18 protein-coding genes are annotated in these 18,712 nt (G+C 59.9%); 16 read left to right on the top strand and 2 right to left on the bottom strand.

Annotated features, from left to right (window positions below; translation table 11 throughout):
* The first annotated feature begins 7 nt into the window (after positions 1-7).
* Positions 8-832 (top strand): CDP-diacylglycerol--serine O-phosphatidyltransferase, encoded by an 825-nt coding sequence (gene pssA / locus OQH67_RS02075; RefSeq protein ID WP_215436425.1) that lies wholly within the window; start codon positions 8-10, stop codon positions 830-832.
* A 97-nt stretch (positions 833-929) separates the two neighbouring features.
* Here the strand turns inward: pssA and OQH67_RS02070 are convergent, their stop codons facing one another.
* Complete coding sequence (locus OQH67_RS02070) at positions 930-1,445, bottom strand: hypothetical protein (RefSeq protein WP_067571134.1); 516 nt, start codon at positions 1,443-1,445, stop codon at positions 930-932.
* Positions 1,446-1,509: 64 nt separating this feature from the next.
* On the opposite strand from OQH67_RS02070, the gene folP reads away from it, so the two are divergent.
* The 6 genes from folP (at position 1,510) to OQH67_RS02040 (ending at position 9,206) form a co-directional block, all read left to right on the top strand.
* A complete protein-coding gene (gene folP, locus OQH67_RS02065) occupies positions 1,510-2,349 on the top strand; it encodes a dihydropteroate synthase (RefSeq protein ID WP_215436423.1) in 840 nt (279 codons plus the stop codon).
* Complete coding sequence (locus OQH67_RS02060) at positions 2,285-4,948, top strand: YfhO family protein (RefSeq protein WP_215436421.1); 2,664 nt, start codon at positions 2,285-2,287, stop codon at positions 4,946-4,948. The genes folP and OQH67_RS02060 overlap by 65 nt, the downstream gene beginning before the upstream one ends.
* 110 nt (positions 4,949-5,058) lie before the next feature.
* Positions 5,059-5,580 (top strand): GbsR/MarR family transcriptional regulator, encoded by a 522-nt coding sequence (locus OQH67_RS02055; protein ID WP_215436419.1) that lies wholly within the window; start codon positions 5,059-5,061, stop codon positions 5,578-5,580.
* Positions 5,581-5,672: 92 nt separating this feature from the next.
* Entirely contained in the window at positions 5,673-6,623 is a 951-nt protein-coding gene (locus OQH67_RS02050; protein ID WP_215436415.1) for an SDR family oxidoreductase, read from the top strand.
* 141 nt (positions 6,624-6,764) lie between these two features.
* The gene (gene ispG, locus OQH67_RS02045) at positions 6,765-8,537 is read left to right on the top strand and encodes a (E)-4-hydroxy-3-methylbut-2-enyl-diphosphate synthase (protein WP_215436412.1); all 1,773 of its coding nucleotides are present in this window, start codon (positions 6,765-6,767) and stop codon (positions 8,535-8,537) included.
* 18 nt (positions 8,538-8,555) lie between these two features.
* Entirely contained in the window at positions 8,556-9,206 is a 651-nt protein-coding gene (locus tag OQH67_RS02040) for an SDR family NAD(P)-dependent oxidoreductase (RefSeq protein WP_215436409.1), read from the top strand.
* On the opposite strand, the gene OQH67_RS02035 is transcribed toward OQH67_RS02040, so the two are convergent.
* Positions 9,203-10,540 (bottom strand): alpha/beta hydrolase family protein, encoded by a 1,338-nt coding sequence (locus OQH67_RS02035; protein ID WP_215436406.1) that lies wholly within the window; start codon positions 10,538-10,540, stop codon positions 9,203-9,205. The genes OQH67_RS02040 and OQH67_RS02035 overlap by 4 nt on opposite strands.
* A 416-nt stretch (positions 10,541-10,956) precedes the next feature.
* Here OQH67_RS02035 and OQH67_RS02030 point away from each other — a divergent pair, with 416 nt between their 5' ends.
* The 9 genes from OQH67_RS02030 to OQH67_RS01990 all read left to right on the top strand — a co-directional run bounded on the left by OQH67_RS02030 (position 10,957) and on the right by OQH67_RS01990 (position 18,705).
* Positions 10,957-12,129: a beta-ketoacyl synthase N-terminal-like domain-containing protein gene (locus OQH67_RS02030; protein ID WP_215436403.1), complete on the top strand. Its 1,173-nt coding sequence runs from the start codon at positions 10,957-10,959 to the stop codon at positions 12,127-12,129.
* A gap of 24 nt (positions 12,130-12,153) precedes the next feature.
* The gene (locus tag OQH67_RS02025; RefSeq protein WP_215436401.1) at positions 12,154-13,320 is read left to right on the top strand and encodes an aminotransferase class I/II-fold pyridoxal phosphate-dependent enzyme; all 1,167 of its coding nucleotides are present in this window, start codon (positions 12,154-12,156) and stop codon (positions 13,318-13,320) included.
* A gap of 17 nt (positions 13,321-13,337) precedes the next feature.
* Positions 13,338-13,868 (top strand): hypothetical protein, encoded by a 531-nt coding sequence (locus OQH67_RS02020; protein ID WP_215436399.1) that lies wholly within the window; start codon positions 13,338-13,340, stop codon positions 13,866-13,868.
* A 184-nt stretch (positions 13,869-14,052) separates the two neighbouring features.
* Positions 14,053-14,511 (top strand): SUR7/PalI family protein, encoded by a 459-nt coding sequence (locus OQH67_RS02015; RefSeq protein WP_215436391.1) that lies wholly within the window; start codon positions 14,053-14,055, stop codon positions 14,509-14,511.
* A 35-nt stretch (positions 14,512-14,546) separates the two neighbouring features.
* Positions 14,547-14,930, top strand: a complete 384-nt coding sequence (locus OQH67_RS02010) for a DUF2752 domain-containing protein (RefSeq protein ID WP_215711598.1) — start codon at positions 14,547-14,549, stop codon at positions 14,928-14,930.
* A gap of 312 nt (positions 14,931-15,242) precedes the next feature.
* Entirely contained in the window at positions 15,243-15,803 is a 561-nt protein-coding gene (locus tag OQH67_RS02005) for a DUF4190 domain-containing protein (protein WP_147549648.1), read from the top strand.
* 543 nt (positions 15,804-16,346) lie between these two features.
* The gene (locus OQH67_RS02000) at positions 16,347-17,135 is read left to right on the top strand and encodes a hypothetical protein (RefSeq protein ID WP_215436384.1); all 789 of its coding nucleotides are present in this window, start codon (positions 16,347-16,349) and stop codon (positions 17,133-17,135) included.
* A 94-nt stretch (positions 17,136-17,229) separates the two neighbouring features.
* The gene (locus tag OQH67_RS01995; RefSeq protein ID WP_215436382.1) at positions 17,230-17,394 is read left to right on the top strand and encodes a hypothetical protein; all 165 of its coding nucleotides are present in this window, start codon (positions 17,230-17,232) and stop codon (positions 17,392-17,394) included.
* 42 nt (positions 17,395-17,436) lie between these two features.
* The gene (locus tag OQH67_RS01990) at positions 17,437-18,705 is read left to right on the top strand and encodes a hypothetical protein (RefSeq protein ID WP_215436380.1); all 1,269 of its coding nucleotides are present in this window, start codon (positions 17,437-17,439) and stop codon (positions 18,703-18,705) included.
* Positions 18,706-18,712 lie beyond the last annotated feature (7 nt).

Here is an 18,712-nt window from a genome sequence, read left to right as displayed (position 1 = left end):
GCCGATCATGGACAAGAAGATTTTTCCGGACGAACCCGAGATTCCCATTTTGCCGAACCTGTTCACGGCAGGGAACCTGGTGTGCGGATTTTTCGCCATTCTGACGATTTTTGAGGGGATCAACCAGGCGGACAGCGACGCCGTGGCGGCCTTTGCCTATTATCAAAATGCCACGTTCCTGATTTTCGCGGCGTGCCTGTTCGACTTGTTTGACGGCCGGATTGCGCGCATGCGCGGGCAGGACGGCCCGTTCGGCAGGGAGTTCGATTCCCTGGCGGACATCGTCTCCTTCGGCATCGCTCCGGCCCTGCTGGTGGCCAAGGCGGTGTTGTTCCAGCTTTCCCCGCCGGAAGTGGGCTGGGGCATCGGCATCCTGTACCTGCTGTGCGCCGCCTTGCGGCTGGCGCGCTTCAACTGCATGGCTTCGGCCCCCCGCAAGGAGGGGCAGAGCAGCGATTTTGTAGGGCTTCCCGTTCCGATGGCGGCCGGAGCCGTGGTTTCCACCATGTACCTGGTGATGTATCTGGCGGGAAGGGCTCCAGACGGGTCCATGGACCTGGGAGCGTTCAAGTACGTGATCGCCCTGGCGATGGCGGGCGTTTCCGTGCTGATGATGAGCCGGGTGATTTATCCCAGCTTCAAGCATATCAACATGCGCACCCGCGGCACGATGTACGCGATCGTGTTCATTGTTCTGACGGTGATCTGCATTTTCAAGTTTCCGTGGGTGATGCCCGCGGTGATTTTCTCCATTTACCTGCTGTACGGGCTTGTCCGCCCCTGGATAGACCGCCGCTGGCGGCGCAGGCTGGAAGCCAATGACGAGGAGTAAAGGCAGGAATTTCCCGTGAAAAGAAAACCGGCCGCGCATCGTGAAGACGGGCGGCCGGAGTGAGGGGGAAATGTTTTCCCGCTGATGGAAATCCGGGTTATCTGTTCCGCGGCTTGAAATCGTCGGCAAAGGGGTCTTTTTCCGGAGCGGAAGGGCCACTGTGGATTTCAAGGTTCTTGTTCTTGACCAGCGTGATGCAGATGGGTTTGCTTCGGTTTCCCTGGGCGTCGTACCTGTACAGGAAGCGGCGGACGAGTTCCTTGGTCTTGGAGTCGAACATGCGTTCTTCCACCAGCTCGGCGTATTGGTTGTAGCCGTAGCTTACGTTGAACAGTTCATTTTTCTTGCCGTCATAGATCAGGCAGGACGTGAGTTGTCCGAATTTCCCGCGGGAATAGTAGGTGACGGAGACAAGGACGTTGTTGACGTTGTAGGTGCGCTTCCGCATGCCCTGGCCGTTGGAGGTTCTTTCAAAATAGCTGCGCGAACCGTCCTCATGCTTGACCAGGCGGGAGGAAGAGGGTTCCCGTATCTTGAATTCGTCCGGCGCGGCCTGAAGGACGGAAGCCGCCAGGGCCAGCGGGACGATGAAAAGCAGGGGCGATGTTTTCATGATGAAAAAAGTGTTTCTGACTTATTAAAGTGATGTATAGTGCCTTTGACAAGAACGTAATTAAATGAATTGGCTCGTAAGGCGACATGAGTTGAACGTAGAGCGCGGCGGCGTGCTGATGGGGATTGTGAATGTTACTCCGGATTCCTTTTCCGACGGAGGCCGTTTTTATGCGCTGGAAGAGGCCCTTGGCCATGCGGAGGAGCTGGAACGGCAGGGCGCCGTTATTCTGGACATAGGGGGCGAGTCCACCCGTCCGGGAGCGGCGGAGGTTTCCGCGGATGAGGAGCTGGCCCGCGTGCTGCCCGTGGTACGGGAGCTCCGGAAGCGGTCGGAGGCCGTGATTTCCGTGGATACGCGCCATGCCGCCGTGGCGGCCGCGGTGCTGGAGGCGGGGGCGGACGTGATCAATGATATTTCCGGCCTGTCGGACCCCGGCATGGCGGAGTTGTGCGCGCAGGCGCGCTGCGGCGTGGTGGTGATGCACATGCAGGGGCGCCCGGAGACGATGCAGGACGCGCCCGCGTACGGGGATGTTCTGGAGGAGGTGCATCGCTATTTTGAGGAACGGTATGATTTTCTGCTGGGAAAGGGGCTTTTGCCGGAACAGGTCTGCTGGGACCCCGGCATCGGCTTCGGCAAGACGCTGAACCATAACCTGACTCTTCTTTCCAATATGGACCAGCTACATGTGGCGGGACGTCCGGTGTTGCTGGGCCTTTCCCGCAAGCGCATGCTGGGCGCCATTCTGGGAGGAACGGATGCGGGGCGTGAGCCGCTGAGTACGGCGGTGATGACGGTATGGGGGCATTTGCACGGCGCGCAAATCCACCGCGTTCATGATGTGGAAGAGAGCTCCCGCGCGCTGCGGCTGGTCCAGGCCGCCGAACCGTTTGTACGCTGAACATTCCATGGTTTCCGCCTCTTCACGTCCGGTATTGACGTCGCTGGCGTCCGCAGGGTTTGCCCTTCTGGCGGCGTGCCTGTTTCTGGCCCTCAGGGGCGTCTGGCCGTTCGGAGGCCATTTTCTGGAGTACATGGACAACGGGCAGATGGTGTATCCGGCCCTGAAGTATTATGCCTCCGCTCTGATGTCCGGAGCGTGTGACGGCTCTTTTTTTTATGATATCAATGCGGGGTGCGGCATCCGGGTGAGCCCCTCCCTGCCTCATCAGCTTTTGGTCCCCTCCTCCTGGATTGCCGTGGCGATGGGGGATTCCTTCCTGCTGAGGGACATGGTCTGGGTGATGCTGGCGGACGTGGTCTGCATTTGCCTGACGGCTTCCTGGTTCCTGAGGCGCGTGTTTCCATCCCTGTCCGTGGGGTGGACCGTGCTTTTGACCGCCGGGTACGCCTTGGGGGGATTTTTCCAGACCAAGTACGGCTTCATGCAGTTTCTGGACCATGCCGCCATGTTTCCGCTGTTTGCGCTGGGGCTGTACCGCCTGGTGAACGGCGGCCGGGGCTGGCTGTATGCCGTGGGGCTGTTCCTGCTGGCTACCTCCCTGTACAGCGCTTTCATGGCCGTGGTGGTCGGGTGGCTGTTTGCGTGGGCCTATACGCTGCCGTTGAAGGGGACGGAAGAGCGGCGCATGATTCTGGCCCGCGTTTTCTGGTACACGGCGGCGGTGACGCTGGTTACCAGTTATTACTGGCTGCCGATGATGGAGATGAGCCGGGATTCCATGAGGTCCCTGTTCATGACGGCTCCCTTGTTTTCCGAGCTGCTGTGGCCGTTTGATCCTCCCAAGTTCCTGGAACGCCTGTATTCCTGCCTGCCGGGGATGGCTCCGGCCGCCCTGGCAGTCCTGTTCCTGGTGCGGAGACGAAGGGAGTCCGCGCCTCCGGACAGGTGCGTGCGCCTGTTTGCCCTTCTTTTGGCGGCTTCCATTCTTCCGGCGTTCGTGGAGCCTTTCCACCGCGCCGCCCATTTGTGGAGCTACGTGGATTTTCCCGTCCGGTTCGGCTTTATTCCCGGACTGGTGGTGGCGGCGTTCTGCGCCTGGATTCTGGCAGGAGATCGGCTGCCCGTGCCGCAGGGCCGGAGATTCGGATGGCCGCTTTGTCTGGGATTGCCCGCCGCGGCGTTTGCCGTTTCCACGGTTGTTCTGCACGTGGCGGAGATGGATGTTGCCGTCCGCCTGCTTCTGCTGCTGTTTTTCCTGTGCGCCTGGTTGATCTGGAAGCATGCGGAAGGCAGGAGGCTGATGGGCGGCATTGCCGCCGTGCTGCTGCTAGGGCTGCCCGTGGGAGCTGCCGCTTTCTGGAAGAAGGGGGATGAGGAAAAGGCCGCCGTGCAGTGCCTGAATGCGGAGTGGCTGGCGCGGCAGATGCACGGGTATCAGGGGCTTTTGCGCGTGAAGGACCGGGACAGGGTGATGGTGGACAATTCCGCCTGCCTGGGGAACATTCCCTCCATCAGCAATTTCCGGCACACGACGAGCATCGCCCATTTCCGTTTTCTGAAGAACCTGGGATACCGGGACGAGTTTACGCGCACTTATGGACAGGGGGGAACCCTGTTTTCCGACCTTTTGCTGGGGCACGGGTTCGTGCTGGCGTCCCGTCCCGTGGAAGGCATGGAAGATGTCCTGTCCCGCGACGGCATGTATTTGTACCGCCTGCCGGGCGCGCAATGGGGGCGGGTGGTGCCTGAAAGCGCCCTGGGACTGGAGCTTGACGACAAGGCTTCCGTTTTCGAGAATCTCAATGTATTGTACGCGCGGCTGTTCCCTTCCGGCAAGAGTCCGCTGTACGTTCCTGCGGAGGCGCGGACGGAAGTATGCGGGAATGCCTACAGCATGAGGATTCCGGAGCGAGACGGGGACGTGTACGGCTTTCCCCTGACGGATACGGATGAATTGAAGGTGGACGGGCGGGAGGTCCCCGTGATGGCGGAAGCGCAGAAGAAGCCCGGCTGGAAAGGGAGGACTTACAACGGAACTCTGGAATTGAAATCCGCCGTAACCGGCGGGGAAACCCTGGTAACCGGGGTGATGCGGCGGCTGGTGGAGTGCCCCATGATCGTGGCCGCCGCACAGCAGGGGGAATGGGATTTGCCCGCATTTCCGGAAGGTTCCTCCCCCCGCAGGATGGAGGAACGGGGGAGAGGCGGCCACGTGGAGGTGGGCCTTGCCGCCGGGGCAGGGGAGGCCCTGATGATTCCGGTGGTATATGACAGGGGATGGAGCGCCGTCCGCAACGGGGTTTCCGTGCCTGTGGAGAAGGTTGGGGAGTTGATGGCGGTGCGTTTGGAACCTGGACGGAACCGGGTGGTGTTTGATTATTTTCCCCCTTTGCTGAAGGAAACATTGGTGGTGTCCGCTGTGGCGGCCCTGTTCCTTTTGCTGTATGCCGGGTGGGCGCGTCGGCATCCGGAAGCGCCGTTGAGAAGGGCCGTGCTGGCTTGCGGTTACCGCCTGTTCCTGTTTTGCTGCGCTTGTCTGATGCTGGCCGTTTATGTCGGGTCCGTCGTTTTGTTCGCCGTGCAGTCCCTGCTGTGACGGTGCAGGCGTGCGGTGGTTTCCGGGAGTTTTTTCCAAAAGGGGAGGTAGGAAAATGAGAAGGGATTTTTTTGTCTTGCGTATTTTCTGAAATTACAGAAAATAGAGTCATGGTTTTGGACGACGTGCAGAGAGCTTTTGTGGAGCAATGGGGGGAGATGGGCGCCAGATGGGGCGTCAGCCGGTCCGTAGCGGCGGTTCATGCGTTTTTGTATTTGAGCGAGGAGGCCCTGAGCGCCGATGATTTGTGCGAGGCTTTGTCCATGGCGCGTTCCAATGTTTCCACAGCGCTGAAAGAGCTGGAAGGATGGGAGCTGGTGTTCCGGGAAAGCAGGATGGGAGACAGGAAGTCCTATTACCGTGTGCAGGCCGATGTGTGGGAGATGGCCAGGGCCATCATGAAGGAGCGCAAGAAGAGGGAGGCCGAGGGCGCCTTGAGAACGGTCGGCGAATGTCTGGAAAAAGCCCGGAAGGCACGGAACGAGTTTCAGGAAGGCAGGCTGGAGGCCATGCAGGAGATATTGCAGTTGGGCTGTTCTTTTGCGGACAAGGCCGCTTCATGCCCGCCTTCCCTGATTAAGAAAGCGCTGAAGATGGGAGGAAAGGTGCTGGACTGGGTAGCCAGGAAGTAAAGGAAGAGCCGCCCGGAGATATGGTTGAAGAAAGAGTGAAAGGCATGATGGTGTTCTGAAGTTTCTGTAATCATGGAAAATAGAGAAATAAAATGAAAACGAATGTGTGTGAATGTCCGGACAGGGTTGCCGTGACCGGCGTCCTGGGGTACAGCGGGCGTTATATGGCCCGGAAGCTTGTGAACCGGGGCGTGGGGATTGTCGGGCTGACCAATTCCGTGGGGAAGCCCAATCCGGATGGATGGCGGCTGTCTCCCCTGTGCTGGGATGATCCCGTCGCCTTGGCGGAGAGCATGAGGGGATGCCGCGCCCTGATCAATACGTACTGGGTGCGGTTTAATTCCCGGTGGTTTTCCCATGCGGAGGCTGTGGAGCATACAAGAGTGTTGTTCGAGGCCGCCGCCAAGGCCGGAGTGGAAAGGATCGTGCATATCAGCATCACCCATCCCGACAGGGACAGCAGCCTGAGCTATTTCCGAGGGAAGGCGGAGTTGGAACGCATGCTGGAAAGTCAGGATATTCCGTATTCCGTCTTGCGTCCGGCCGTCTTGTTCGGCGAACGGCCGGGGGAAGATATCCTGATTAATAATATGGCCTGGGTTCTGAGGAATTTTCCGGTAGTGGGCATTCCGGAGAATGGGGAGTACCGTCTTCAACCGATCCACGTGGAGGATTTGGCGGCTCTGGCCGTCCGGGAGGCGATGGCGGAAGGCGGGGAAAACAGGGTTATTGAGGCGGTAGGGCCGGAGGCCTATACGTTCCGCGGCCTGTTTGCCATGCTGGGGGAAGCGATAGGCGTCAAAAGGCCGGTTTTGTCCGTTCCCCCCTGGTGCGCCTTTGCCGCCGCCAGGGTGATGGGGGCGTTCCATCGCGATGTGATGCTGACAAGGGACGAGATACGTGGATTGATGGAGGACAGGCTGTATGTTGAAGGAGCCGTTCCGGCCGGTTTTTCCCGGCTTTCCTCCTGGGCCCGGAGACATGCGCAGGAGTTGGGGAGGTCTTATGCCTGTGAAATGGCCAGGAGGAGGGTTGAACGGTAGTTTTTTCAGGAAACGGGGCGTGCCGCGCCGGGCGGGACAGGCGCAGGACGTCGCGGTGTCCTGCCCTGCCGCGTGGCGTGAAAAGGCTTTGCGCTTTTGAAGGATGGTTGACAGCGGAGCGTGGCCGGGTAGAGTGGCGTTATGCAGTCTTCCTATTGTCCGAGTCCCTATCGATACACGCGCCGCGTGACCCGCGAGGTCATGGTGGGCAATGTGGGGGTTGGCGGCGCCAATCCCATCCGCGTCCAGTCCATGCTGACGTCCGACACGCGGGATACGGATGCCTGCGTGAAGGAGGCCCTGGAGCTGGCCGCCGCCGGCTGCGAGATTATCCGGCTGACCGCCCAGACGAAGGCGTATGCGGCCAATCTGGAGAATATTTCCCGCGAATTGCGCGCTGCAGGCTGCCATGTGCCGCTGGTGGCGGATATTCATTTCAAGCCGGACGCCGCGATGGAGGCCGCCAAATGGGTGGAGAAGATCCGCATTAATCCCGGCAATTTCATCGACAAGAAGAAGTTCGAGGTGCGCGAGTACACGGATGCCGAGTACCAAGAGGAACTGGACCGTGTGCGGGAGGAGTTTACGCCCCTGGTGCTGTTCTGCAAGGAACATGGCCGCGCCATGCGCATCGGTTCCAACCACGGTTCCCTGTCCGACCGCATTTTGAACCGTTTTGGCGATACGCCGGAGGGAATGGTGGAGAGCGCCATTGAGTTTGCGCAGATTGCCCGCGACCTGGATTACCATTCCCTGGTGTTTTCCATGAAGGCGTCCAGTGTGAAGGTGATGATCGCCGCGTACCGCCTGCTGGTGGAGCGCATGAACGCGCTGGGTCCGGACTGGAATTATCCCATCCATCTGGGGGTGACCGAGGCGGGAGGCGGGGAAGACGGCCGCATCAAGAGTGCGGTGGGCATCGGGTCCCTGCTGATGGACGGTATTGGCGATACCCTGCGCGTGTCCCTGACGGAAGACGCCGTGCGCGAGGTGCCCGTGGCCTACCGGCTTTCCAATCCGTTCCAGCCGTCCGAAAGGCCGGACGATCCCCTCTCCGCGTTTCCGGAGCCGGAGTTGTGTTATGATCCCCTGAAGTTTTCCAAGCGGCAGGGCGGCCTGGCCATGTGCTACGGCATTCGCCTGGGCTGGGAACAGCCCGTGCGCGTGGTGGTTCCCGATGCCGGTTTTTACGCCCTGCAGGATGAGCGCGGCGCCATGGGCGACATGATGCCGGAGCTGGCTCTGGGCCAGTTGGACGCCATTGAAGTGGACCCCCGCAGCAATGCCGACCTGGAGCCGCTGAAAGAGTTGGCGGAGCCGTCCATTGTGACTGTAAAGAACGGGCTGGACATGGAGCCGGTGCACGCGTTCCGTCTTCTGGCTTCCCGCATTGAGGACAGGCATTTGATTTTGCTGAAGGATACGCTGGCGCCCGGTTCCGTTTCCGGAGAAGACGTGCCGCTGGTGGCCGCCCGGAATGTGGGCTCCCTGCTGTGCGACGGGATTGGGGACGCTCTGCTGGTGCAGGGAGAGTCCGATCCGCGGCTGGCTTCCTTCCTGGCCTTTAATATCCTGCAGGCCACCGGGATGCGGTTGACGCGCGCGGATTACGTTTCCTGCCCGTCCTGCGGGCGCACCCTGTACAATATTCAGGAGGCGACGGACCGCATCCGCAAGGCCACGGAACATTTGAAGGGGGTGAGGATTGCCGTGATGGGGTGCATCGTGAACGGGCCGGGAGAGATGGCGGACGCCGACTTCGGGTATGTGGGGGGGGCTCCGAACAAGATCAACCTGTATGTGAAGCATACCCCCGTCAAGTTCAATATTCCCGAGGAAGAGGCGGTGGAGAGGCTGGTGGACCTCATCAAGGAGTACGGACGCTGGGTGGAGCCGAAACGGGAGAGTTTTTAATACGGAAGACCGCACGGCATGGGAAGGGTGTTTATCAGCGGCGGAAAAGGGGGACTGGCCCGCGCCGTGGCGGCGCGTTTTTCCGCCGCCGGATGGGCAGTGGACGCCCCTTCCCGTGCGGAGCTGGACGTGGGGGACTGTTCCGCCGTGGAAGAGTGGTTTGCGGGGCGGCCTGCGTATGATCTGGCGGTGTGCGCCGCCGGAGTGACGAAGGACCGCCCTTTTTTGAAACAGACGGAGGATGAATGGGACGCCGTGATGGGCGTGAATGCCAGGGGGGCCGCCTGGTGCGCCCGCTGCGCTGCGGCCGGCATGCTGCGGGAGGGCAGAGAGGGGCAGGTCGTGATGATCGGTTCCTATGCCGCGTACAGGCCCGCGCCGTCCCAGGCGGCGTATGCCGCTTCCAAGTCAGCTCTGGAAGGCCTTGTCAAGAGTCTGGCCCGGGAGTGGGGGAAGAAGGGAATCCGTGTGAATCTGGTTTTGCCGGGGTTCCTGCTTACGGATATGACGGAGGGATTGCGCGAGAGCGTGAAGGAGGCGGCTTTGTCCCGGCACGTTTTGGGCAGGTTCAATACGCCGGAGCAGACGGCGGCGTTTCTCCTGTTTCTGCAGGAGGTGCTGACGGCCGCCTCCGGGCAGGTTTTTGATCTGGACAGCCGGATTCTTTAGGGGGTGGCCGGGGATTCCGCGGCTGCCGCCGGTTGTTGTGAATCTGCGGGGCGTTCAGCGGTTTGTTCAGCGTCCAGGAGGCTTTTGATCCACGGGATGACGGCGTCTTTTTTGAAGAAGTGGTTGCGCGGATCGACGTTGGCCAGGCGGAAGAATTCGGTCCTGTCCAGTCCGGAGGGGAGGCGTTCCCCCTGCCAGCGTTTGGCGGGGTCCGCAAAGCGCGGCTGGTGCAGGAAGCGGAAGGCGTCTTCCCTGCCCGCCATGCGGTAGGCCTGCGCGATGAGGCCGAAGTCCCGGTCCAGCCCCCCTTCCGTACAGATGACGGGGCGCGGAGCCAGGGAGGCGACGATGTCCGGGAAGTCGAATTGCTGCCAGAAGCCGGGTATCAGGTGGCGGATGGAGTTGGGCGCAGGGCGGGAGCCGTTGGCGGACGGTTTGGTCATGGTTTGCGCCCGTTCCAGCGTACGGCACAGAAAGTCGTTGTACACGAAGGCGTAGATGTCCGGGTTGAGGACTCCCAGAACCATCATGGGTTCCGTGCCCAGGGAGAAGCCGCTGAGGATGATATGGTTTTTTTGTATGAAGGGGAGTTTTTTCACCCAGTTCAGAATGCATTGGTCCGTGTAGGATGTGTAGCCCAGCCAGCTCCAGTCCATTTCCAGCAGGAGGCGCGCCAGGTTGTCGTAGTCGTGGGAGGCGCGTCCGGCCGCACGTTCCGCGTCCCCCTGTTCTCCGGCGCCCGCGTTGTCCACCACGACGGCCACCCAGCCTTCCCGGACATAGTGCCAGGCCATGGCGTTGGGACCCGGCCGGGGAAGGGAGGCGTTTTCCAGTTCCGCGGATGTCTCCGCCGCCAGTTCCTCCTTGGTCTGGTCCGACCCGGGAATGCAGAAGAGGACGGGGGCGGGGCGCTGCGGTGTGGCGGAGTCCGGTACGAGTACCAGAAACGGTACGGCGGCGTTCGGGAAAGGATAGCTTTCCCATTTTTCCACCCTGTATCCCTGCCGTGGAACGGTTTTGACGAGCCTGGGGGGATGTATTTCCTGCAGGGCCGGGAATTTCATCAGCTTTTTCATGGCCTGGCGCACCTGTTCCCGCCATGAAGGGAAGTTTTCAGGGGGCATGCCGGGCTGAAAGGCGCATGCCGGACGCACTTGTTCCAGCATGGTTTGGACAATGCCGCGGGAGGAGGTGTGGCGACGGTCCGCGCGCGACGATTGGAGGGCAGCCCATTCGGAAGGCTGGAAGGCCGCCGGGGAAGGGGAGGCCGTCCATGCCGGCAGGCAGCAGGCGAGAAGAAGAAGGGTGCTGCGGAAGAGTGTTTGCAAGGGCATGGAGAAGAGTTTGCCACGTTTTTCCGGTTTTTCAAGAAGGCGGGGCTGGTCTGTTTTTCATCCGCTGTGAATGGGAAAGCGGCGGAAGCTGATGCTTTCCGTGAAATGTTTCCCGCATTGGGGGAAGAATGCCTTCCTCTCTGTGTTTTCCGTTTTTTGCGGCTGATTATTCTTCCCCTGTCCTGTGGAGGGGAGTCAAGAGAAGTAACGAAGAGGGAGAAGTAAGGCTTTTCAGCCCAAATGATTATGCCGGAAGGGAGGTGTTCCGCAAGAGCAGGTAGATGCCGCCGTAAAGTTTCCGTAGTGTCCATAAGTTCGGCTTTTCGCCTTACTGCAGATATTTATGGGATTGCCTTTTATTCCCGACGTATTCGGGGCTTGTTTCCGGGGTGGCGGCGGGGTACTTTTTCCGGGTCATGATTTCGGAGGGGAACAGCTGTGCGGAACCGCGGGTTTGCGGGCTTGGCCTGGCTTCCGCATTCGGGCTGGGCGCGGAGGCTCATATCAGCGGCGTCCGGCAGGGACTCCAGGTGTTGAAGCCGTTGAAGGAGTTGTGGGGTGCGGGGCATCCCTGGGGTGATGTCCGTAGCGGCTGGATTCCGGAGCGGGGCATGTTGTGCAGCCGCCGGAACGGCCCGGCGTCCCAGTTGGCTCTTCTTCTGGCCCGCCAGGCCGTGGAGGAAGCCGGATGGGGGCCGCACGAGCTGGAGGACGCCGCGCTGGTTGTAGGCAGTTCCCGCGGGAATGCCTCCGGCTGGCTGAGTCCGTGGCCCGGCAGGCGCCCCATGAAGATTCTGGCCGTGCCCAATTCCCTGCACAGCGAATTGGCCTCCTGCGTGAGCATTGAGCTGGGCATTCACGGTCCCTACCATGTGCTGGCAAGCGGCTGCGCCGCCGGGCTGGATGCCGTGGGGATGGCGGGCATGCTGATGCGGCAGGGCGTCGTGAAGCGGGCCCTGGCTGTGGGGCTGGACCTTCCCCTGTGCCGGGAGCTGCTGGGGACGTACTGGGCTTCCGGCATGCTGTCCCGGAATGGCGTGAATGATCCCTACGGTTCCGGTGCGGACGGGATGTGCATTTCCGAGGGAGGGGCGGCCGTGGCTCTGGAGATGTCCGCGGAGCCGGGCATTCATTTGAGGGATTATGTGGTGAATTCCGACGCGTTCAGTCCGCTGGGCATGCCGCCCGACGGGAAGCGCCTTGCGGAGCTGCTTGAAAGGGTTCTGAAGGGATGGGATGGAAGGGTGCCCCTGACCGTGTGTCCCCATGCCAGCGGTACGGCGGGGAATGCCCTGTCCGAACGGAATGCCCTGGAGCTTGTTTTTGGCCGGGACAGCCTGCCGGACCTGAGGATGATGAAGCCGTGGACGGGCCATGCGATCGGCGGCAGCGGCATTCTGGAGTTGGCGCTGATGCTGGCTTTTGTGCGTGAAGGGAGCCTGCCGCCCAATCCCGGCTGGGTGAGCTCCCCGTGCGGAGGGGCCGTCCCGGCGGCGGAAACGGCTCTGGAAGGAGAGCGCCTGCTGGTCAAGTCCGCCGCGTCCATGGGCGGCCATAACGTGGTGCTGAGTTTGTCCGTGAATGCCTGATTGCTGTATCCGATATGCCCGAGTATGAAAATTCCTGAACAGTTTTTATCCGAGTTGAAGTCCGCCGGGCTGCTGCGTTCCCTGCGGAATGTGGAGTGTCTGCCCGGCGGGATGGCCCGCATGGAAGACGGCCGTGAAGTGGTGAATCTGGCCAGCAACGATTATCTGGGGCTGGCGCATCATCCGGCGTTGGTGGAAGCTTTTGCCAGAGGCGCGCGCGACGGGGGGGCTGGCGCGATGGCCTCCCGCCTGGTAACGGGGACGCGCCGGGTCCATTCCGGACTGGAGGAGGCCCTGGCGGAGCTGAAGGGAACGGAGGCCGCCGTGAGTTTTTCCTCCGGTTATGCCACGTCCGTGGGGGTGATCGCCTCCATTGCGGACGGGAATGATACGGTGGTGATGGACAAGCTGTCCCACGCCAGCCTGATTGACGGAGCGCGGCTTTCCGGGGCGCGGCTGGCCACGTTCCTTCATAACGACATGGATTCCCTGCGGAGGAAGCTGGAGCATGCCCGGCGCGTCAACCCTGCCGGGGGGATTCTGGTGGTGACGGAGTCCGTGTTCAGCATGGACGGAGACAGGGCCCCCCTCCGGGAGCTTGTGCGCCTGAAGGATGAGTTCGGTGCCCTGCTGCTGGTGGACGAGGCCCACGGATTCGGCGTACTGGGCGAACATGGCGCCGGGCTGGCGGAAGAGCTGGGGGTTTCCTCCGGAGTGGATTTCCAGATGGGTACGCTGAGCAAGGCGGCCGGACTGAGCGGGGGATATGTGGCCTGTTCCCGGGCGTGGGCTGACGTGATGATCAATTCCGCCCGCTCCCTGATTTATTCCACGGCTCCGCCTCCCGCGCTGGCCGCCGCCGCGCTGGCTGCGGTACGGATTATCAGCGGAGAGGAGGGGAAGGCGTTGCGCCGGCATGTTTCCGCTTTGGCGGAAGCCCTTTCCGCAGCGTTGGGGACGCCGGGAAGGCCCGTTTCTTCCATTTTTCCGGTCGTGATCGGTGAGAACGAGGCGGCCCTTTCCGCAGCGCAGAGACTGCTGGAACAGGGTTTTCTGGCCCCCGCCATACGCTATCCCACCGTGCCGCGCGGAACGGCCCGGCTGCGCATCACGGTGACGGCGGCCCACCAGCCCGAGCAGATAGAAGCGCTGGGGAAAAGACTGGCGGATTTGCCGCGGAGCGCGTATTAAAGTTTTCATTATCCCTTATGAACGTTTTTTCCAGCCGTTCCCTGCATTTGGTGCTGAGCCTGTTTTTTCTTCCCATGGTGGTGGTGTATGCCGTCACCGGCCTGCTTTATCTGGCCGGTACGGATGAGAATTTTACCTCCACCGTGACGGTGCATGAACTGGACGGCACCGACCGTCCTCCGTACGAGGCTTCCCTTCGGGAACTGGAACGGCGGGGAGCCACGCTGCCGGAGGGGAAAGTGCGCCCGTTCAAGGGGAATTACGTGCTGGGTCCGTTGACGAATGACCATGTGCTGTTTATCAGGAAGGGGGACGCGCTCCGCGCGAAGGTGGTGTCTCCGGGCATGTATCCCAAGTTGCTGCTGGTGCATAAGGGGAAGGCCGGATGGTGGTTTGCTTTCCTGGGATGGGGCGCCGCCTTTTCCCTGCTGGCGGCTTATGTGACGGGCATTGCCCTGATGTGGAAAAGCCCCGGCAGGCGCAGATTGATGCTGTTCACCGCCGCACTGGGCGTTGGCGCCGTTGTGGTGGGCTATCTGCTGCTTTGAGCGGTGTCATGGGGACATCCGGTCGGGAAGGCGATACGTTCGCATGGATGTTTTGCGGGTTTTTTTTCAAGTCAGGAGCGCCGGGATGCCAGAGCTTGCATCTTGACAGGAGATGGATATTCCAGTAGGACGGACACAACGATTCCAAGAAGGAATTTCAACAACCCCATATAGGAATAATACGATGATGAACGATCCCGCTTTCCCCCAAAATCCGTCCTGCTGCAGTGGTTCCCCTTCCTGCACGGCCGCCCTGGTCCTCGGCATTATTGCCCTGGTTCTTGCATTGATAGGCTTTTTCCCGTGCCTGGGCTGGGTAGCCCTGATCCCCGCCGGTCTTCTTGCCATTATCGCGTTGATCATGAGCATTGTGGCCGTGAGCAAGGGGTCTCCCAAGGGCGCGCTTGTCGTTTCCATTATTGCCATCGTGCTGACGTTGGCGGCCTGCGGAGCCCAGGTATGGATGTTCAGCTCCGCTTCCGCCTTCGCGGAAGAACACAGGATGGAAATTCAGAAGTGTGTGGATGACGGGGCCAAGGAAATGCCGAAGAGAGGGGAATCCCGCCGGATGCGGCAGGTTCACGCCCCCGCCGCTCCCGCTGCGCCTGCCGCCGAAAGGGAAGAAACGTACGATACTCTTTAAAGGCCGGGAAGGAGGTTTTTCCCCGGATCATTTATATGTTACATGGCGGGGATGTCAGGCATTCCCGCCATGATTTGTTCGGCATGATCAGGAAAGTATGGCTCCCCGTGTGGGCGGGATTGTCCCTTATGCTGCTGATCCCTTCCGTCATGGCTTTGCTGATTAGTCCGGGAGGGATGAATTCCATAGCCGCTGCCGTTGCCGTCCCCCATCAGGAATGTCCCCTGTGCGGCATGACCCGCGGTTATGCAGAAATGGCGAACGGCCATGTACGCGAGGCGTGGGAATGGAACAAGGGAGCCCCGTTCTGGTTCTCCATCGGCCTGCTCAACGGCGGAGCCGCCGTGATTTACGTGTTGTGGGTGTTGATGAAGAGGCGCAGAGGAAAGGATATGGATTCCGGCCTGCGGGAACGGTGAATGGGTGCCATTTCAGGGATTTTCCTTGTTTGCCGGGCTGTGACGTCATGTTCTTTCATTTAATTCCCGTCATGAAGAGAGGGAGTTCATAAGGCAGGAAAATCTGATTTCCAACATTTCTTAAATTTCAATAATTGTTTTTGTTTCCCGGTGTTGCGGTATCATCCGGCGGAGGCGTGCGGGGGACCTGATGTCCCTGGAAGCAACCATGGCGTTTTATGCGTAACGGAAAGGCACCTTGACAGTTTTTGTCCGAATTCTTTACTTTCAAGAACGTTTCCCGAATGGGAAATGCCAATGAAAAAATGAATTATGGACAAGTCAAATGATTCGGACGGAATTCGTCCTGTTCGCGAGCCTGTTTCGCCGATTGCGGCGCTGGTGTTAGGTATTATCGGATTGGTACTCGCCCTTCTCGCCTTTCTTCCGTGTCTGGGTTGGGTGGCAGTTATTCCCGGGCTGCTTTGTGCCATTTTGTCCGTGGTTCTGGGAGTCGTCGCGGTGAGGCGGAATGACAATAGAACCTACTGCATGGCCAAAGGGGCGTTGACTTGCGGATGTATTGCCCTGGTAGTCATCATCGGTGCGGTTATTTACCAGGGAATGATTCTGGCCCCGGTCATGAAGCAGGCGGATGTGCATACGCACGAATTCCAGCGTACTGCCCTTCGTGCCGTGAATGAGGCCAAAAAGGAGATGTGCCCGGATTCTTGTGAAGCGGTGGATCGTGTCGTCTCCGTCGTGATCAAACCGGACGATTCGTCGGAAACCGTGACTGAAACATTTCTGGAGGTGGCTCCGCCTCCGGAACGGGGAGCTACCGCCGAGCTGGAAGGCCCCGGTCCGGAACATTCCAACGAGCAGGATAAGTGATTTTCCGGGAAGAGAGAAGGCGGCCCCTTTTCCCGTTTTTGAGTGCGTCCGTTCCGGATTCCCGGTATTACGGCGCATGGCAGTCGTATATGTTCCGGGGAGCAGGCGGGGTTTGTTCTGCGGCTGTGTCCCCTGAGCGCGAGTGTTTTTTATGAACCATGGAGAAAGGGCTCGCCGAAGGGCTGGCGAATGAATTGAAGTGATGGAGCAGGCAATTCCTGAAATGTTCATTCTGTCCGACGGGGGATGGAGTAGTTGGAGGGAATACTTAAGCAGGGTTGATGATTGAAAACGTGAAGGGCGTTGAGAGGGAGATATGAGAAGATTCCTGCTCGGTTGGGATGCGGATGGAGTAGTCATGCCGCGCCGTGTTCCGGTTTTGTGGGGGGAAGAGCCTGCCACGGAGGGCTCATGCCACTTGATGATTGTTTCAATAGTTTTGGAATCAACGGGCTAGGCCCTGAGGAACAAGGTGCGTTTTCAACAGATGATGGGAGAAATGGAGCCGATGCGAGGCATCATTTCAATTGAACCATCATCCATATGAATCAGTCCATATCAGAATCTGCGCAGGGTATGCCTGCGGAACAGCCGGGAATGACGTTTTTCATTCCCTGTAAAGCGAATAATGCCCCTCTGCTGGTGGAGGCGGTCCAATGCATCCGCTGGAGCACTCCGGAAGCGGGCATTGTCGTTCTGGACGACGAGCGGGCTCCGTGCCCCCAGACCGTGAAGGAAGTACTGCGGCCCCTGTCCGTGGGATGGAAGCTTTTGAAAGAAACGCACACGTCTTCAGACCATGCGGTCTCCATCCTTTCCCTGATGGCCCAGTCCATACGGCATCCGGAGGATGTGCTGGTGCGCACCAAACCGGACAATCTGGTCCTGTGCGCCGATTTCCTGAGGAATTTTGGACGCTCCGGCTCCGGACTCTGCGGTACCTGCCTGCGCTCCGGTTTGCTGAGCAATGAACTGTATGCTTTGAAACCCACGGTTTTGCAAGCCATCCTCCAGCATTTGGAACAGTCTTCCTCCACGATGAAGTGTCCGGAAGGCGCGGTGGTGCTGGGGGCGTTTACCGCCTTGTTCCCGGATGGAGCGCCGCTGCTCGCCAAGGCATGGACGCGCGGCTCCGGAGGGCCCCTGTGGGGACATTACAACTGGATGACTTTCCCGTCTGCGGAATCCCTGGCGGACATGGATGTGGTTTCCATGAGCCGGCGCTACCAGGACAAGGTGGCGCGCTCTGCACGGATTTCCGTCATGAGGTGCCTGCGCCGCACGCTTGGTGTTCCCCGCACTTCCGATAATTCCGAGGCCGCCGCTGAATAACAATAACCGTATTCTCCGGGAATGGGTTCAGGGAAAGGCCCGGCGGCGTTTTTCCACTTTTCCCGGCGGATGCAAACATTCAACGAAAAGCAAGATGAACAAAAACGATAATTACCTGCCAGTTCCGGAACAGTCCGGAGACCTTCAACATTATCCTGCGGCCATGGCCTCTGATGATGATTTTTCCCCCATGCCGTGGCCCAACACCTGGTACCCCGTCAGCCCCGTGGGGCCGGAAACGGAATATCCGTGCCCTTGAGGAGAAGGCGATTCGGGAACGGCCAGTACGGATAACAATAGCGTGGATTTTTCCATTGAATTCGGACGGTTTGCCAAATGGTCCGAATTGAGCGGAGGACGTCTGATGCTGAACTTGAATATGATGGATGCCAGCTTGTGCTGGGGCAGGGCGTTCCAGTACCAGCATGTTTCCCAGCGGCGGTTGGAAGTGGTGGAGGCTCCAAATGTCTCCGGCGGCAGTCCGGAGCCGGACGATGTTTCCCAGGCAGTGGTAAAGACGGAACGAGGTTTTCCCCGTTATTACGACTTTGCCTCGGCAAGTCTCTCCGGGGGTGCAGCCGTGCCGTACGGGAGTTCCGGGCAGTTTAACGACAGGATGCGGCGCGTCACGGTGGATGGCACGGCCTATCTGGAGGAAGTGCTGGGAGACGGGACCATCATCCGGTTCCGTCCCAATTTCCCTTTGTTACAACATATCATCACACCGCTGGGCGTGAAAATTACCGCTGCGGAACTGGCTGAGGAATTACAGGTTGTCTGGTCGGAAAATGACTCAAGGCCTTCTTCCGAAGTTGAATCCTTCAACTCTCTTTCCTGGTACAGCCTAAAACAGGTCTGGAATAAAACGGACGGCCTGCTGGACCTGAGAGACGTCCAGCGCATCAACTGGTATGCTCCGGAGGATGTGACGGGGCGCCGCAACGACGGTATCTACACCGTCCGCAATAACGCCGTTCCCATCAAGACATGGAAGCTTTCCTGGTCTTTCCTGGAAGAGGATACTCTGGTGGCCCGCGGTGTTGATGAAGACCATCCGGAAGTGGCCCAGAGGATGCTGCAGACGTTCCGCATTGAAGAACCGGGCGGCTTCGCCAGCGAGTGGCGTGCCGGGCTTTATCCGGACGACCTTACGCTGATCAAGGGGGAAGGGGATGATGCCATCAGCATTGTGACCCAGTGCCGCCCGGCCCCGGGAAGTGAATATGTGGTGGCCAAGGAACCCAACGGGCAGGCCATGGTGGCCGGCGGCTATTACACGGACACGCAGGAAAAATTCAAGTACGTTTACACCGGCGTGGCCGGAACGGATAATGCCGTGCTGTGCTCCGCGGAAAAAGAGGTGTACCAGCGCCGTATGTATGGGGATGTGCTTGTCTCCCGGACGGAAGGGTACGGAACACCGCTGGAAAGGACGTGGACGTATGAATACGGCAGTGACGCTTCTTCCTCCAATTATGGCAAACGTGTCAGGGAAACGCGCCCGGACGGCTCCGTGGTGGAGATGGAGTATGATTCCAGCGGAAATGTGATTCAGCGAACGGAACCGTAGTGTGGAG

Source organism: Akkermansia biwaensis, assembly GCF_026072915.1.
Lineage (GTDB): Bacteria > Verrucomicrobiota > Verrucomicrobiia > Verrucomicrobiales > Akkermansiaceae > Akkermansia > Akkermansia biwaensis.
This window is presented reverse-complemented; position numbering and strand designations above follow the sequence as displayed.

What these genes read in the sequence shown, in the direction of transcription:
- OQH67_RS02035 (WP_215436406.1), bottom strand. Translation starts at nt 10,540, where the DNA reads ATGCCCTTGCAAACACTCTTCCGCAGCACCCTTCTTCTTCTCGCCTGC.
- folP (WP_215436423.1), top strand. Translation starts at nt 1,510, where the DNA reads ATGAATTGGCTCGTAAGGCGACATGAGTTGAACGTAGAGCGCGGCGGC.
- OQH67_RS02025 (WP_215436401.1), top strand. Translation starts at nt 12,154, where the DNA reads ATGAAAATTCCTGAACAGTTTTTATCCGAGTTGAAGTCCGCCGGGCTG.
- OQH67_RS02040 (WP_215436409.1), top strand. Translation starts at nt 8,556, where the DNA reads ATGGGAAGGGTGTTTATCAGCGGCGGAAAAGGGGGACTGGCCCGCGCC.
- ispG (WP_215436412.1), top strand. Translation starts at nt 6,765, where the DNA reads ATGCAGTCTTCCTATTGTCCGAGTCCCTATCGATACACGCGCCGCGTG.
- OQH67_RS02000 (WP_215436384.1), top strand. Translation starts at nt 16,347, where the DNA reads ATGAATCAGTCCATATCAGAATCTGCGCAGGGTATGCCTGCGGAACAG.
- OQH67_RS01995 (WP_215436382.1), top strand. Translation starts at nt 17,230, where the DNA reads ATGAACAAAAACGATAATTACCTGCCAGTTCCGGAACAGTCCGGAGAC.
- OQH67_RS02020 (WP_215436399.1), top strand. Translation starts at nt 13,338, where the DNA reads ATGAACGTTTTTTCCAGCCGTTCCCTGCATTTGGTGCTGAGCCTGTTT.
- OQH67_RS02015 (WP_215436391.1), top strand. Translation starts at nt 14,053, where the DNA reads ATGATGAACGATCCCGCTTTCCCCCAAAATCCGTCCTGCTGCAGTGGT.
- OQH67_RS02070 (WP_067571134.1), bottom strand. Translation starts at nt 1,445, where the DNA reads ATGAAAACATCGCCCCTGCTTTTCATCGTCCCGCTGGCCCTGGCGGCT.
- OQH67_RS02060 (WP_215436421.1), top strand. Translation starts at nt 2,285, where the DNA reads ATGATGTGGAAGAGAGCTCCCGCGCGCTGCGGCTGGTCCAGGCCGCCG.
- pssA (WP_215436425.1), top strand. Translation starts at nt 8, where the DNA reads ATGGACAAGAAGATTTTTCCGGACGAACCCGAGATTCCCATTTTGCCG.
- OQH67_RS02030 (WP_215436403.1), top strand. Translation starts at nt 10,957, where the DNA reads ATGATTTCGGAGGGGAACAGCTGTGCGGAACCGCGGGTTTGCGGGCTT.
- OQH67_RS02005 (WP_147549648.1), top strand. Translation starts at nt 15,243, where the DNA reads ATGGACAAGTCAAATGATTCGGACGGAATTCGTCCTGTTCGCGAGCCT.
- OQH67_RS02055 (WP_215436419.1), top strand. Translation starts at nt 5,059, where the DNA reads ATGGTTTTGGACGACGTGCAGAGAGCTTTTGTGGAGCAATGGGGGGAG.
- OQH67_RS02050 (WP_215436415.1), top strand. Translation starts at nt 5,673, where the DNA reads ATGAAAACGAATGTGTGTGAATGTCCGGACAGGGTTGCCGTGACCGGC.
- OQH67_RS02010 (WP_215711598.1), top strand. Translation starts at nt 14,547, where the DNA reads ATGTTACATGGCGGGGATGTCAGGCATTCCCGCCATGATTTGTTCGGC.